The sequence below is a fragment of the Calothrix sp. CCY 0018 genome, from assembly GCF_963920925.1.
GTDB lineage: Bacteria > Cyanobacteriota > Cyanobacteriia > Cyanobacteriales > Nostocaceae > Rivularia.
This window is the reverse complement of the sequence record NZ_CAWUDI010000055.1, coordinates 1-15,961: the sequence shown is the minus strand read 5'-3', so window position 1 is coordinate 15,961 and position 15,961 is coordinate 1. Positions and strand designations below refer to the sequence as shown.

Genomic DNA, 15,961 nt, shown 5'->3' with positions numbered 1-15,961 from the left:
TTAAGCTTTTGAGGTGATTATAGTGCGTTTTAACGTACTTTGTATATTAGCCTTGAAATTGATTTCAAGGCGGGAATTCGGGATTAACGACAATGGTGCAAGAAGTCAGTTATAAAAGACTGCATATTTTTATGAGTTTCGGTTTGCGTGGTAGGCACTACAATATACATTGACCATTATTTACCAATCTCCCGCGCCGATGTCCAACCCAACCCCCAAACGTCCCCAACTGTTCATTGAATCAAAAATGCCCGTACAATTGCTCAACCAGCAGGTATATTACGAGCATGGGGGAAATCCGTTTAAGGGTTTGCATAGATGGTATTCTCGCAAGCCTTTGTCTTTTAGTCGCGCTTCGGTTTTGGCTTCTTTGTTACCCGCAGATGTGACGATGCCGGAATTTGAGCATTTATTGGGGTTGGTACCGGGAAAGGAAGTCAAGCTTTACAAAACTCCACCAAGTTCGACAAGAATTAAGAAGGTACAGGATTATTGCCAGCAAACTTGGGGAACTCGCACGCCGACTGTATTAGATGCGTTTGCGGGTGGTGGAAGTATACCCTTTGAAGCCGCGAGATATGGGTTAAATGTGCTTGCTTCCGATTTGAATCCCGTTGCTGTGGTGACGATGAAAGCAGCGATGGAATATCCGTTGAAATTTGGTCCCGATTTGCAGCAGGATATCGATAAATGGGTGAAGTGGGTAGGGGATGAAGCCGAAAAAAGGTTAGCTGAGTTTTTCCCTTGTAACCCAGGGGAAAAGGTGCAAAATTATTTATGGGCGCATACCGTTGTTTGTCCGAGTTGTCAGTCGGTTGTGCCTTTAAGTCCGAATTGGTGGTTGAGTAAGACGAGTAATTATGCAGGGAAAGGACAAGCGAGGAAAGTTACAAGTGATTGGTATGCGGTAAAGCCAATTCCTAATCCTGAAAATAAGCGGGTTGATTTTGAATTGGTTAAGGGAAAAAAGGGGAAGGGAACGACGATTCAAACTGATGATGGGGAATACGATCCGGATACTACAACTACTATTAGTCGAGGTGTTGGTAGGTGTCCTAATTGTGGGAATGTGATTGATAATGAATATATTTCTTCACCAAGTCAGGAAAGTAAATTAGGTCATCAGCTTTATGCAGTAGCTTATAAAGAAGGAAAAGGTAGTTTAGAATTTATTACTCCTAGAGAATGTGATTTAAAAGGTGTTTATCTAGCTGAATCAACATTTTTTGAAAAACTTAGTCAATGGGAAGCAAATAATCTTATTAGTCATGAACCTACACCGACTAATCCTCAATATTCAATGATTCGTAATTATGGAATTACAGAATGGATGCAATGCTTTAATCCTCGTCAGCTTTTAACTCTTATAACTTATTTAGAAATTATCAACGAAGCAAAAGCATTAATTCAAGCTGAGTATGAATGGGAGAAAGCACAAGCGATTTCAACTTATTTAGCTTTAGTTTTGGATAGGTGTGTTGATGCTAATTCAAGATTAGCTCATTGGAGTGGTACAACCTCACAAATTCAACTTGCAAGTGGACAACACGCTTTAAATTTAATATGGAATTATCCTGAAGTGAGTATTAACCGATTGTGGAGTTGGTGTGTAGATGCTTTGACATCAGATTACACAAAACTTTGTTCATTATTCGGAACTAAACCCGGTTCAACAGGAATCCCAGGAATCGAACAACATAATGAAAAATCAATTCAAATCAACTCCGAATCAGCCGATAACTTAATTCACATCCCCAACAACTCAGTAGACGCAGTTATTACTGATCCACCCTACTACGCTACAATTCCTTATGCTGATTTATCAGACTTTTTCTACGTCTGGCTAAAACGCACCCTCGGCGATATCTTCCCGGAATTATTCTACCTCGAACTCACCGACAAAGACCGCGAAGCCGTCGCCAATCCTTCCCGCTTCCGCAATATGGGAATATCCCCCGAAGAATTAGCCAACCAAGATTACGAAGCTAAAATGGCAATGGCATTCTCAGAATACCACCGGGTATTGCGCGACGATGGAGTTATGACGGTACAATTTAACCACAAAGATTCCGGCGCGTGGGATGTTTTAGCCAAATCACTCATAGATGCAGGTTTCGAGATTACCGCATCTTGGGCTGTGAGTACCGAAAATCCGCAAAATTTGCACCAAGCTCAAAAAAACGCCGTATCCAGCACCGTACTTTTAGTATGTCGCAAACGCAACCCCGAAGCCGAGCAAGCTTGGTGGGATGACATTCGCACTGATATCAGAAATATCGTCTTTGAAAAAGCCCCAGAAATCGAAAAATCCCTTGCAGCAGATTCTCGTCCCGATGCTGACAAAGTAGCAGATTCGCGTCAACGAATCAAACCCCCCGGTATCGATTTATGCTTAACCGCTTTCGGTGCAGCTTTGAGCGTATTTACCAAATATACCTCTATTCTCGACAGCGCCGGAAATCAAGTTGAACCCAAAGCAGCATTTGAAGAAGTGCGTCAAGCCATAGTAGAATACCGATTGCAAAACTTATTACAAGGTAAAGACTTCAACGGCATCGATGCTTTAACTCAATGGTATATATTAGCATGGGACACCTTTGAAGCCCGCGAATTTCCCTTTGACGAAGCCAGACAACTGGCTTTAGCTGTGGGTGGTTTTGACGTTTCCGACTTAGCGAAAAAGCATAAAATCATTGAATCAAAAGGTGGTAGCTGTAAATTACTTACACCACAACAAAGACTCAAAAAACGCGCCTTCTCGGTAAATGAAAACGACTTTTCCGCTCAGTATCTATTAGATGGACTTCATGCCATAATTGCCCTTTACCAAGAAGAAGAAAACATTGAAGCCATTAGAAGATTTATGAAAAATACGGGTTTAATTAGCAACGATTTATTCATGCGGACATTTGAAGTTGCTCTGAAAGTTATCCCGCAAATTCGCGACGAAAAAAAACGCATTCCCGAAGAGAAAGTGTTACAAGAATTGTGGTTATCAATGGATGAAATTAAAGCTAAAGTATCTTATAAACAGCAAGAATTAGAATTTAATCAAGGGGGGCAGTTGGAATTGGATTTACAGTGAACAGTGGGAGCATTTCAATAAAAAACATATTGTAATAAAAACTCAGCGTTACTTTGCGTTAACCTTTGCGCTCCTCTGCGTTAAAATATATTCTTAATTTGTATTAACAAAAAACAACTACAAAAGTTAAAAATTATGACAACAAACGATATTAAACAGCAAATATTAGAGCATCTTAAACCATTACCATTTGAATACGGTGAGATAGACTCAGCATTGAATTTTCAACCTCTTACCGAAGCCGAAATGATTCAACAAAGTAAATTAGCCCTAGAAGATTATCGTCGTAAAGGTTCCGGAGTAGCACATAATATTGTACGTGAATGGGCTGATAGTTTAGAAAAATGTTAGTAAATACGGTTACATAAATATAATACGCTATCTTAGATATGACCTCTCTCCAAACCTCTCTCCTACAAGGAGAGAGGCTTTGAATCTTAACCCCCTTCCCTCGTAGGGAAGGGGTTGGGGGTTAGGTTCTTCTACCGTAGCGTCTGTATAATATGTCCAAATTACTACGCGATTATCCCTGGAAAATAAGCTACTCTAGCAACACCGATAACACCATCGCTGACTTTTATATTCCAGCTTTAGAATGCGCGATTAAATATAACCGTAAATCCGGCTTTTTCGGCAGTGCAATTTTGAGTAAAGTTGCCCGTGGATTGGGAGCAATGCTACACCATCAAGGACAAATCCGCTTAATTATGGGTTGTCAATTTAGCCAGCAAGATTTATCCGCAATTCAACAAGGTTTTAAGTTAAGAGATGCTTTATTAAGTCGTTTAGATGCAGAATTAAAACCACCAGAAAACTTTGCTCAACTTAAACATTTTGAAATTCTCAGTTGGTTGGTGGCAAATAATTATCTTGATATCAAAATTGCTATTCCCCTCAAAGAAAATGGTATTCCCGAATCCAGCGAACAACAATTAGATCCACAACACATTTTTCATGAAAAAGTTGGTATCTTTACAGATATTAATGGCGATAATTTAGCTTTTAGCGGTTCAAATAACGAATCTATTAGCGGTTGGGCAAAAAATGTCGAATCCTTCCACGTTTATTGCTCTTGGGAAGGTGGAAGAGAGTTAGATAGGGTAGAAGAAGAAATTTCTAGATTTGAACAACTTTGGTACGATATTTCACCGAATGTCCGAGTATTTGATGTTCCGGAAGCTGTACAAAGAAAGCTGTTGCAATATACTCCCGATGTTAAACCAATATGGGAACCGAAAATTGAATTTGATACTCGGATTATTGATTCTGTAGAAGATTATGGATTAATAAACCGCAGAGACGCGGAGAGCGCTGAGGAAAGAAGTAAGGAGGCATTAAAAGTAAGTCAAGAGGAATTAGAGCAGTTTCATCAATTAGCGAATATTCATAACCATCCAGGCTGCTTGGATTTTTGTTTAAAATCAATTCCGATAAAACCTTGGGTACATCAAATTAAAATTCTGCGTCGGGTTGCAGAAACATTTCCTCAAAGTTTCCTAATTGCTGACGAAGTTGGTTTAGGAAAGACGATTGAAACAGGTTTAATTTTACGATATTTAATATTAGCTAAAAAAGTCAAGCGCGTACTTATTCTCGCACCCGCTAGCGTGCAACCGCAATGGCTCGAAGAGTTACGAGAAAAATTTAATCTGCATTTCTGGAGTTATGCTCAAAATGAATTTACAAACCTAACCCCTAAAAACCTAACCCCCCAGCCCCCTTCCCTACGAGGGAAGGGGGAGAAGAAAGAGGATGGGGAGAAGAAAGAGGATGGGGAGAAGAAAGAAGATGGGGAGAAGAAAGAAGATGGGGAGAAAAATTATTCCCCTCTCCTCGTAGGAGAGGGGCTAGGGGAGAGGTTATTACAAGGGAAGGGGGAGAAGACAGAGGATGGGGAGAAAAATTATTCCCCTCTCCTCGTAGGAGAGGGGTTAGGGGAGAGGTTAAACCCTTGGAATTCTCACGATTTAATCCTTTCTTCTTCCCACCTAGTAAGAAGAAAAGAAAGAATGCTCGAACTCTTAGAAGCTCAACCTTGGGATTTGGTAATCTTAGATGAAGCACACCACGCTCGTCGCAAAAGTCCCCAAAACCGCAAAGAAACCCCAAATTGCTTGTTACAGTTAATGCAGCAGTTGAAGGAGAAAACTAAATCTTTAATTCTGCTCTCTGCAACTCCCATGCAAATTGATGCAATTGAAATCTTCGATTTATTATACCTGTTGGGATTGCAAGGACATTGGAGTTATGGCGATAATTTTTGTGATTACTTTGAATCGCTACAAAAAAATCCCAAACGCGAAACTCTTGATTTTTGGCAATTAATGTGCAGCGATTATTTTCAACGCGGTGGAGAAGCTTGCTCTAGATTAGAACAATTCTTACGAAAAAAAGACCGCAATCTCGCTTATAAAATCCAAGATACCTGGCAACAGGGTAAAAAAATCGTCAACCATAAAAAATTATTACTAGATAAAGACTTTATCACCGCTTCTTGTCAGTATCTCACCGCAAATACTCCGCTCAAAGATTTAATGTTTCGTCATACCCGCGATACTTTAAGACAATATTACAAAAGGGGACTTTTAGAAAAAGATATTCCTACAAGAGTTGTATATGATAACGCTATTGCTTTAGAATCAAAAACAGAAATCCCACTATACCAAGCAGTCAGCAATTACGTTAGACATTTTTACAGATTAGCGCAAAAAGACGAACGCTCCTGCTTGGGTTTCTTGATGACTTTATACCGCAAACGCTTAACCAGTTCATTTTACGCGATTAAATCATCTCTGCAACGCCGTTTAGATTTCTTGTTAACCCAGCAGGGAAGCATTTTCAGTAACGATGATTTAACAGATTTAGACGATGCTTCCGATGCTGTAATTATTGGTATGGAATCCTATTTAGATAATATCAAAGAAGAAGTTGACCCCCAAGAAATCGCATATCTTGAAGATTTATTACAACAGTTTGACAATACCGGAGAAGATACCAAGCTTTCCCAATTTATCAAAATACTTCGTCAAGAACTTTTAGAAAGAGAAAGCGCGATCGCCTTTACTCAATACACCGATACAATGGATTATCTACGAGCAACTTTGCAGGAATTATATGGCAATCAAATTGCTTGCTATTCCGGTAGAGGTGGTGAATTCTATTTTGAAGGTAAATGGTGCATTGTTCCCAAAGAAGAAATCAAAAGACGTTTTCGTGACAATCAAATCAAAATTCTCCTCTGTACCGAATCCGCTTCAGAAGGATTGAACTTACAAAATTGTGGAGTATTAATTAACTACGATATGCCGTGGAATCCCATGCGAGTCGAACAACGTATTGGTAGAATAGACCGTATCGGACAAAGATATTCTACCGTCAGGATTCACAACTTTTATTACGACGGCACCGTTGAAGCCAAAGTTTACCGAAAATTGCGCGATCGCATTAATGCATTTGCTACAGTAGTCGGAAATCTGCAACCAATTTTAGCGCAAGTTCCGACATTTATCGAACAAGCAGTCATGAGTGCAGATCCACAAGAAGAAGACGTTTTAATGTCGGAATTCGATTCGGTAATAGATACCCCCGCTTCAAGACTTGCGATCGAAGAGATGACGGTTATGGATATGGATGCAGACTTAGCAGAAATTCAAAAACCGATTGCGACTACACCTTTTACACCACAAGCTATAGAGCAGCTATTTACTACTTCAATAACTCTCAAAAACTGCAACGCGATCTTTATCCCCAACCAGGAAAATTGGCAGTTAATATATCAAGACAATACATATAATATTACCTTTTATCCCCAAATATTTGACGAAAAACCATCGTTGAGATTAATGAGTTTTGGTGATTCTTTGTTTGAAGAATTATTACAATTAGTTGTCTTGAAACATTCTGCTTGAATCAAAATAATCGACAGTTTCCTCTAGCATGACCTATTAAATTTTGTAATGTGCCTTTTAGCTATTGTTATCAACCTCTTTTACAGGCAATGCAGGATTAATTCGGTTTAAAAATCAAAATTCGGTAGGAAATAAATTTGAATATTTAGTTTATATTGAGTTTAATTAATCGTATCTGTGAGCGATAATATTTATGTCTACTATGTCTACATCAAAACTGCCTCCAGGTCCCCAGAATCGATTTTTGCTAGGAAAATTCCAGTCAATTATTAAACCCTTAGAGACTTTAGAGAAACAAGCACGAATATATGGCGATATATTTATGATTTCTGTTGGTCCTAGCAATACTCCTCAAGTTGTAGTTAGTAATCCTGAAGGTATTGAGCAAATTTTTACTGCCAATTTAGAAAAATTAGATTCTGGTGGGGAAGCTGGAGTAAAGCTGCCGTTGTTGGGGCAACATTCAATACTTGCTCTGAGTGGATCTCGACACAAGCGGGAACGAAAATTATTGATGCCACCTTTCCACGGGGAACGAATGCGAGCTTATGGGGAATTGATGCATAATCTCACCGAGCAAGTAACTAGTCAATGGAAAATTGGCGAAACTTTATCGATACGTTCTTCTATGCAAGCCATTTCCTTTGAGGTAATTTTAAAAGCTGTTTTTGGTTTAGAATCCGGTTTGCGTTACGAGCAACTTAAGGAATTGCTCATGGCTTGGATGAATCCCAAAAAACCTATAGTGCAAACTTTGATGCTTCTGTTTCCAGCCTTGCAAAAGGATTTGGGTGATTGGAGTCCTTGGGGAAGCTTTCTGCGTTTGAGACAGAAAATGGACGAACTTATTTTCGCTGAAATTAGGGAACGTTGGTCAAAATTAGATTCATCTCGTACCGATATCCTCTCTTTGATGATGGCTGCTCGCGATGAAAATGACGAACCGATGACGGAAGTAGAGTTACGAGATGAATTAATGACCCTTTTGGTTGCAGGTCATGAAACCACCGCTACATCGTTATCCTGGGCATTTTACTGGATTCATCAGCAGCCCCTGGTGTTAGAGAAGCTGAGGCAAGAATTGGATAACTTGGGCGATAATCCAGAAGCAAACGACATGATGAAATTACCTTATTTGAATGCCGTTTGCCAAGAAGCACTGCGGATTTACCCAGTAGTAAATTTTGGTCTTCCACGCATCGTTAAATCACCGCTAGAAATTATGGGATATCAGTTAGAGCCTGGTACAATAGTATCTGCCTGTATTTATCTGACTCATCATCGAGAAGATTTGTATCCCGAACCAAAGCAGTTTAAGCCAGAGCGTTTTCTGGAACGTCAATTTTCTCCCAATGAGTATTTACCCTTCGGTGGTGGTAATCGTCGCTGTTTGGGTTATGCTTTTGCCTTGTTTGAAATGAAACTGGTTCTGGCAACTATACTATCCCGTTGGCAGTTAGAATTAGCCGATAGCAAGCCCGTCAAGCCAGTACGGAAAGGTATTCTGATGTCACCAAAAGATGGAGTGCGAATGGTAGTTAAAGGTAAACGGACTCAACAGCAGCAAGTTCTCCAAGGTGCTGTTAGTTAGATATCATAACCGCGATCGCTTAAGTATGGCTGTAGCTGTTGGCAGATTTGTTGATAATTAGTTTGCACTTCTGGCAATAATTTTGGAGGGCGCGGTTTGATTAAGCTTTGATAATCTAAATCTACTCTGGGCTGCAATTTTAGAAACTCCAGAATGTTTAAAATAGTGGCTTCTGGAGCTTTACATAAGTCTTCATACCTAATACAGAAGTAATCTTCCTGGGGTAATGACTTAACATTCTCTAAAAAGTAACTAGATGATTCAACTGACTTTTTGGTGACTCGACGCAATCCCAAGTTGAAGTACTTTGAATACATTAGTTGGTATAAAAAGCGTTTAACGGGATTGTTGAATATCTGGGCATACATCTGAGCAATTAGAGCAGTATAGGGGTTCCATGAATCAAACAAAATACGTGCAGCATTCAATTTAGAATTAATTACATGAATTGGATGGCGATGAATAAAGATGAACTTAGCCTTGGGAATTACGCTCTTGACATACATAAATTGGGGCAAATCCCAAGGATTTTTAAGCAGCATAGGTTTATCTGGATCTGATGCCAATTGAATTTTGCGACATAACTGTTGAAAAATAGGCAGATTCTTAGGTGTAATGCGTAACTCATCTCCAACAATATTTTTGAGAATAAACCCGTATTCTTCAGGTAAATCTGGAGTCGCCATGACTTTATCAATAGCGCGATCGCTAATTCCTTCTCGTTGAAAAAGTTCCTCTAATTCTTCTAGAGCCTTATCTTCAGTGTGATTAATATGATTAGATAAAATCTGATCATATTTGATAATGTGATAAGCCTTGAGAAAGTTAAAGCACCCCGTTGCAGTCAATGTCTTGTATAACAAAGTCGTACCCGAACGATGCTCTCCCATAATAAAAATGGGATTGAAGTTTACTTCCGGCAGCAAATCTAGGTAAGGTGTATCGGCAACGAGATTATTATTTATTGATTGCATAATTATTCTCTCCTACAAAAAACCTACCATGAAAGACTATTTCAAAAAGCTAAAGTTCGGTTAATTATTATTTCAATGTTTTTTTAATAGTAAACTTGTACTTTTCGTCTCCGTGAAAAAAAATTGGGAGAAACTGCATAATTCTATGAAAGTTTTACCCATAAGATAAATAGGAAAGAAAAAATTTAGATAAACTGGCATTTAATGGAGAATATTAAGATAAGCAGCTTTTAATATTTAAGTAAGTTGTAAAACAGTAAATTAAGCTTAATAAAAATTCTCAATCATTTTTTGTGGAGAATAAATTCTTATGACTCATTTCGGTATCATTTGTCCTACTTCATCCGGTCATTTCAATACTTTACTACCATTAGGATATGAACTAAAAAAACGCGGTCATCGCGTTACTGTCGTCGGAGTATTGGATGCTAAAGAGAAAGCAATTGCAGCAGGATTAGATTTTCTTGCCATTGCTTTAGATGAATCTCCCATCGGTTCAACAGCAGCAGCTTTCGCAAAATTGGGGGATTTAAGTGGGTTGGCTGCATTGCGATATACTGTCAAACTACTTACGAATGGAGCAATTCGTAACCTTGAATATCTTCCTCAAGCTATTAAAGATAATCAAATCGAAGCTCTATTAGTAGATCAGGTAACACCAGAGGGAGGAACTGTTGCAGAATACCTCAATATTCCTTTCATTACCGTATGCAGTGCTTTAATCCTAAATCGAGACGAAAACCTTCCTCCTTTTAATACCCCCTGGCAGTATAACCCTACATGGCGCGGGCTTTTACGCAATAAACTGGGTTATCAGATTGTAAATGTCGTTTCTAAACCAATTAGAGGTGCGATCGACTTGTATCGGAAAAAGTGGAATTTACCCGAGCATTTCCACCCTAACGATCGCTACTCTCCACTACTTCAAATTAGTCAACAACCTGCTGAATTTGAATTCCCCAGACAAAATTTGCCTAAATATTTTCACTTTACCGGACCTTTTCATACCACAGCTAGTCGGGAACCCGTTGCTTTCCCCTGGGAGAAATTAACCGGACAACCGCTGATTTACGCTTCGATGGGAACCCTGCAAAATCGTCTTGTGGGAGTATTTGAGCAAATTGCCGCAGCTTGCGAACAATTAGACGCTCAATTAGTAATTTCTCTAGGTGGTTCTACTACTCCAGAATCGTTACCAAATTTACTAGGAAATCCTTTAGTAGTAGGATATGCGCCTCAATTAGAACTGCTTCAAAAAGCCGCTCTGACCATAACTCATGCTGGATTAAATACTACTTTAGAATCATTGACTAATGGTGTACCAATGGTTGCAATCCCAGTTACTAACGACCAGCCAGGGGTTGGGGCACGCATTGCTTGGACGGGAACCGGAGAAGTTGTATCTCTCAAAGAAATCAGCGCAGAAAAGTTGCATAAGGCTGTTAAACGAGTATTAACCGAAGAATCTTACAAAACAAATGCTTTAAAATTGCAAGAAGCTATTAAGCGATCGGGTGGAACAACTAAAGCTGCCGATATCATCGAACAAGCAGTATCTACAGGCAAGCCAGTTTTAGCTCGCGCCTAAAATTGATTGACAATCCTCCTAGTTCGTAGTAAGAGTTTTAACTTTTCTATCTGAGGATTTTAATCCTCAGATAGAACCCTAATAATCAGTTTTATGTCGTGTATTTATATGGGATAGAATTAATTCATAACTAAGTCAACCGTCATCGGAACAGTAAGATGAGTAAGTAGAAAAATCTAAAATTTCTATTAGTAAAAGGGTAATTAATTTGAGAAAATAAGATTTAACCAACGAGCATTTTTATTTTTATTATGCCAGACTATACCGTACAAAGATTATTACAGAAATTACCCAAGTTAAGCGACGATGAATTGAAATGGGATTATTTGAATGACGTTATGTTCACTCAACCTATGGCAGTAGCAATGGGATTTGTGGACGATAAAGATTTGGCTTTACGTGTGGTGAAATTGGCTTTTGATATAGATTTGAAATTAGGTGCTTTATTAGCAGGAAAAGTTAATCAAGAGTGGCAGGAACAAACTGTTAGTTTAATTGATAATTTAGAACTTCCACCATTATTAAGAATAAGACTTTTAAATCAAACAGAATCGTCAGCAGCAATTTCCAGATTGATAAAATTTATAGAACATAAAGATAGTAAGGTGCGTTCTCAAGTCATACGTAGGTTAGGAGAAATTGATTCAGAACTCGCAAAAAATAAATTAATATCCCTTTTAGATTCAGTTGATAATAACTTAGTTGTTAAAACTGTAGCTGCTTTGGGAAAGATTAATTCTGAAGAAATAATTTTCAAAATCATGGAATTGATCGAATCAGAAGATTTTATTTTACATTCTATGAGTCAACCTACCTTGCAACAAAATAAATCTGAGAAAATGATTCCCAGATTAATTGAGCTTTTAGAACATGAAAGTTTTTCTGCACGCACTACTGCGGTAATTTTATTGGGAGAAATGCGATACTCACCAGCAGTTCCCAAATTAATTGAGATTATGGACGAAGGAGAAGGAGAATACGGGGATTTACAAGAAAAGGCTGCGATCGCTTTAGCTCAAATTAATTCACCAGCAGCTATTGCTAAATTAGTTGAACTTAGCTTATATGAAGATAGCGATATATATTTAACTGTCATATACGCTTTAAAAGAAGTTAACAGTAAAGCAGCTATTCCCAAATATCTTCAACTTCTTAAGCATAAAGATGATTATATACAGCATAATGCTATAAGGATTCTTGAAGAAATTCAAACCGAAGAGATAATTCCAGAATTAATTAAACTGATTAAGTCTAAGAATAGTCAGGTATGTGCTGGAGCCGTCAAACTTTTAGGAAAATTGCCAGTTGAGAAGAATTTAACTAAATTAATTAAACTTTTAGAACATCAAAATTCAGATGTACGCGAAAATGTTGCAGAAGCTTTAGGCAATTTTGAATCTGAAACTGCTATTTCTACGTTAATATCCCTTTTAGAAGATGATAATCAGTGGGTGCGTAAAAATGCAGCAATTTCTCTGTTAGAAACCCAACCAGAAAAAGCTATCCCGGTATTAATATCTTTGCTCGAATACGATAATGATTTGATGCGTGAGGAAGTAGCAGAAATTTTAGGAACAGTAAATTCACAAGCAGCTATTCCCCAATTAATATCGCTGCTCAAAGATGAATATGCTGATGTACGTTATAAAGCTGCGGAAGCCTTGGGAAATTTACAAGCAGAAGCAGCCGTACCCGAATTAATATCGCTGCTCAAAGACGAATGTGAAACTGTTGTTTATATTGCCGCAAAAGCTTTAGGTCAAATTCGATCGGAAAAAGCAATTCCTGTATTAACGAAACTTTTGAAAAACAATGATTTGGATATACGCCGTGGAGCATTACAAGCTTTAAGTGGAATAAATCCCCAAAAGGCGATGGTTGAATTAAATCAGCTTTTGCAGAATAAGAAATTTCTTCAGGCTGATAATGGTAGTTATTATTCGGACGCTTTAGATACGTTGAGGAACATTCAAACAGAGCTTGGGTATTATCAGCCAGTTGCTGGTAAATAATATTAATAGAGAGATATCGCAGATGTTGTAATACAATGTCTGCGATTATTTATATAAAGTAAGATACGATAAATTCGCTATAATCTCAGTAATATTTCTGGTATTTGTTCGTAGTTGCGCTTCAGCGCTTCTTCTATATAACAGTTACGATCAATTTTACAATTTGATTTTATAATTCGATTTGCTAAAGAATAAATTCTAAAAAGTTCGGCTAAAATCACTAATATAGGATTCAATTGCATGATAAAATATTCTATAGAAACCAAAATTTATGGTTTCGTAACCGCGTCATAAATAGTTAGCTTCTCAAAGCCCCTAGAATTATTTTAAGTTTGAGCAGCAAACATTTGAGCTAAGCATTTTTAAATTTAATATTGAATTCCTACTGTTAAAATAGATCGGCACAATTTGAATTACAAAATTGAGTTTAAATAATTCCCTGACTTAATCAAAACATCTTTGGTATACAAATTGTTGCATCATGTTATAAGTTGCCAGCTTAGATGTTTGCTTACCGAATTATTCAAAATCCTAAGCTATATCAAAACTCATTTTTTATGTAGCCGACGGCTATTAAACAGTTTTTATCCGTCTGTAGAATATCATATCATCTAATGGAACTTTATAAATAAACCATGCAAAAACTGACTGGGAATATTTTTTCGCTGGCAGAAGTTATCGATCCAAAGGGGAGATTATTAGATTAGAAATAAATCTATGCTTTTCGATTTCTAACTATTCCGATAAAGGCTCCGCTGGTAACAAACATCAGCAAACTGTAAATTGCTGCTGGAATTGCCATATTTGGGGAATTTAACAGAGTAGTAGCAACTGCAATTGCTAAAGTACCGTTTTGAATTCCGACTTCGACGGTAATTGCTTTGGCGCTGCTTTCATCGAGTTTACCAAGAGTTGCGATCGCATAACCCAAAGCCATTGTTAATAAATTCAAGGTTAAGGTAACTCCACCAACTTGAAAGAAAAAGCTGAGTACGTTATCTCGTTCTTTTAAAAGCAAACCCGCGATAATTAATCCCAGGAAGAATAGGGAAAGCCATTTAACTGATTTTTCTACTTTCGCTGCAACTTGGGGAGTATATCGGTGTAATAACATTCCTATGGTTACTGGAATAAAAGTTATTACAGCAATTTGAATTACGGTTTTGAGAAAAGGTAATTGTAAAGCAATTCCTTCTCCCATAAAATTTTGCATTGCCAGGTTTACCACGATGGGAATAGTAAATACGGTAATAAAACTGCTAATTGCGGTAAGAGTAATTGAGAGAGCCACATTTCCCCGTACTAAATAAGTCACCATATTAGAAGTGGGGCCACCAGGGCAAGCTGCGAGAATCATTACTCCTACAGCTAACTCTGGTGAAAGCGGAAAAATCATTGCTAAAAGAAAACCTATTAAAGGTAAAACGATTAATTGAGCTATCAAACCCAGGATTACAGCTTTGGGTTGTACAAAGACTCGTTTAAAATCATTTAACGTTAATCCCAATCCCATTCCTAGCATGATGATAAATAAAGCCAGGGGTAGGAAAACAGTAGTTAGAAAACTTGATTGCATAATTGTAATTGAATTTAGATTTTAGATTTTAGAATTTGACTGATTTTGGATTAAATATTATTCGCTCTCCAACGGTAAAAGCGGTTATTGTGGCTTGGATGATTAAAAATATGCGGATTAAAGCCAATTACCTATCTACTATATAGGTGAAGCTTTTCGGGACTTATGCAGTTGTAGGTTGGGTTAAGCAGACAAATAATATTGAGAACAAATACAGAAACAGGACTTATTTTTTTGTCTAACCCAACCGATAAAAACAAAAAAAAAGGGATGCCGTGAGCAACCCTTTCCTAAAAGTAAAATAAAGTAAAATATCGATCTTGGGCTAGACACTACTTACTTATGCAAGATAGAACCTTTTAATTTTTCAACTGCTTCCATTGCTGCTTTTGTGTCATCGGCAGATACTCCAGAGCTAGTCATGGAATTGCTTAAATGCTTGGTAATTGCATCAAAATGTGGCTGCTCTAAACCCATTCCGGTGTGTGTTTGATCCATGCTGCGCCCTTTGTAGTCTTTGGGGCCACCCAGAATAAGAGCAAAGAAATTAACTTGGCGATCGCGCTGCTGTTTCATATCTGTATTAGCGAAAAAGCCACTGAGGCTACTGTCTGCTAAAATGCGATTGTGAAAATCATCGACAACTTTTTCAATAGTTGGTTGTCCGCCGATTTTTTCGTATAGTGTACTCATGTTCTGTTCCTTTGAAGCGAATGTGTACAGTGTTGAAGTACTAAACTAAATCTCTACTTAGTAAGATTAAAATTTTCACTCCATGACTAAAGTTTTGATTCAATGAATCACTACCTTCAGTTGCCATTGGGATATGGAGTTTCCAATCGCTAAGTTTAAGATTAGTAGTTTTGACTAGGTTTAATTTTTCGATGCCTGCATAATTTTTCAGTTTCGCAGTATCGCATTTCTAGATAATTACCAAGGACTTTTCTTTGCAAAATTCTTGATTTTTTATCTTGACCTAATTACCCTATCGCATTAGCACGATGTTGACGACAGTAACGGAGCGTTTTCATATTACCAGTATACGGATGTAGCGTTGAAGGGGCTTCTACAAACAGGTAATTTTACATATTTAAATTAGTTTGAAGTTTAACTTTTTGTAGGTTGGGTTAGGCAGACAAATAATATTGAATAACTTACGCACGGAGTGAATCCTGCCGTAACCCAACATTCTCAGCACGGATAATTAGAGCAGATTAAATTAGCAAT

The 15,961-nt window shown here is 37.8% G+C and carries 9 protein-coding genes; 6 read left to right on the top strand and 3 right to left on the bottom strand.

Annotation, left to right across the window (positions count from 1 at the left end; genetic code table 11):
- The first annotated feature begins 199 nt into the window (after window positions 1-199).
- From ACM03V_RS29175 to ACM03V_RS29160, 4 genes are all read left to right on the top strand, one after another.
- Window positions 200-3,085, top strand: a complete 2,886-nt coding sequence (locus tag ACM03V_RS29175; RefSeq protein ID WP_414624306.1) for a DUF1156 domain-containing protein — start codon at window positions 200-202, stop codon at window positions 3,083-3,085.
- A gap of 135 nt (window positions 3,086-3,220) precedes the next feature.
- Window positions 3,221-3,436, top strand: a complete 216-nt coding sequence (locus tag ACM03V_RS29170; protein ID WP_414624305.1) for a hypothetical protein — start codon at window positions 3,221-3,223, stop codon at window positions 3,434-3,436.
- A 152-nt stretch (window positions 3,437-3,588) separates the two neighbouring features.
- Window positions 3,589-6,993 carry a helicase-related protein gene (locus ACM03V_RS29165; RefSeq protein ID WP_414624304.1) on the top strand — a complete coding sequence of 1,135 codons (3,405 nt, stop codon included), beginning with the start codon at window positions 3,589-3,591 and terminating at the stop codon, window positions 6,991-6,993.
- A gap of 202 nt (window positions 6,994-7,195) precedes the next feature.
- The gene (locus ACM03V_RS29160) at window positions 7,196-8,584 is read left to right on the top strand and encodes a cytochrome P450 (protein WP_414624340.1); all 1,389 of its coding nucleotides are present in this window, start codon (window positions 7,196-7,198) and stop codon (window positions 8,582-8,584) included.
- Here ACM03V_RS29160 and ACM03V_RS29155 read toward each other — a convergent pair.
- Window positions 8,581-9,558, bottom strand: a complete 978-nt coding sequence (locus tag ACM03V_RS29155) for a sulfotransferase family protein (RefSeq protein ID WP_414624303.1) — start codon at window positions 9,556-9,558, stop codon at window positions 8,581-8,583. The genes ACM03V_RS29160 and ACM03V_RS29155 overlap by 4 nt on opposite strands.
- A 310-nt stretch (window positions 9,559-9,868) precedes the next feature.
- On the opposite strand from ACM03V_RS29155, the gene ACM03V_RS29150 reads away from it, so the two are divergent.
- Window positions 9,869-11,146, top strand: coding sequence for a glycosyltransferase (locus ACM03V_RS29150; protein WP_414624302.1), 1,278 nt, complete (start codon window positions 9,869-9,871; stop codon window positions 11,144-11,146).
- A gap of 251 nt (window positions 11,147-11,397) precedes the next feature.
- Entirely contained in the window at window positions 11,398-13,158 is a 1,761-nt protein-coding gene (locus tag ACM03V_RS29145) for a HEAT repeat domain-containing protein (protein ID WP_414624301.1), read from the top strand.
- A 715-nt stretch (window positions 13,159-13,873) separates the two neighbouring features.
- Here ACM03V_RS29145 and ACM03V_RS29140 read toward each other — a convergent pair.
- Both ACM03V_RS29140 and ACM03V_RS29135 read right to left on the bottom strand, forming a co-directional pair.
- On the bottom strand, window positions 13,874-14,734 hold the full coding sequence (locus ACM03V_RS29140) for a bile acid:sodium symporter family protein (RefSeq protein WP_414624300.1): 861 nt from the start codon (window positions 14,732-14,734) through the stop codon (window positions 13,874-13,876).
- A 336-nt stretch (window positions 14,735-15,070) separates the two neighbouring features.
- Window positions 15,071-15,427, bottom strand: a complete 357-nt coding sequence (locus ACM03V_RS29135) for a group I truncated hemoglobin (protein ID WP_414624299.1) — start codon at window positions 15,425-15,427, stop codon at window positions 15,071-15,073.
- Window positions 15,428-15,961 lie beyond the last annotated feature (534 nt).

Excerpts from the sequence above, each read along its gene's own strand:
- ACM03V_RS29175 (WP_414624306.1), top strand. The coding sequence starts at position 200 with ATGTCCAACCCAACCCCCAAACGTCCCCAACTGTTCATTGAATCAAAA.
- ACM03V_RS29135 (WP_414624299.1), bottom strand. The coding sequence starts at position 15,427 with ATGAGTACACTATACGAAAAAATCGGCGGACAACCAACTATTGAAAAA.
- ACM03V_RS29145 (WP_414624301.1), top strand. The coding sequence starts at position 11,398 with ATGCCAGACTATACCGTACAAAGATTATTACAGAAATTACCCAAGTTA.
- ACM03V_RS29155 (WP_414624303.1), bottom strand. The coding sequence starts at position 9,558 with ATGCAATCAATAAATAATAATCTCGTTGCCGATACACCTTACCTAGAT.
- ACM03V_RS29165 (WP_414624304.1), top strand. The coding sequence starts at position 3,589 with ATGTCCAAATTACTACGCGATTATCCCTGGAAAATAAGCTACTCTAGC.
- ACM03V_RS29160 (WP_414624340.1), top strand. The coding sequence starts at position 7,196 with ATGTCTACATCAAAACTGCCTCCAGGTCCCCAGAATCGATTTTTGCTA.
- ACM03V_RS29170 (WP_414624305.1), top strand. The coding sequence starts at position 3,221 with ATGACAACAAACGATATTAAACAGCAAATATTAGAGCATCTTAAACCA.
- ACM03V_RS29140 (WP_414624300.1), bottom strand. The coding sequence starts at position 14,734 with ATGCAATCAAGTTTTCTAACTACTGTTTTCCTACCCCTGGCTTTATTT.
- ACM03V_RS29150 (WP_414624302.1), top strand. The coding sequence starts at position 9,869 with ATGACTCATTTCGGTATCATTTGTCCTACTTCATCCGGTCATTTCAAT.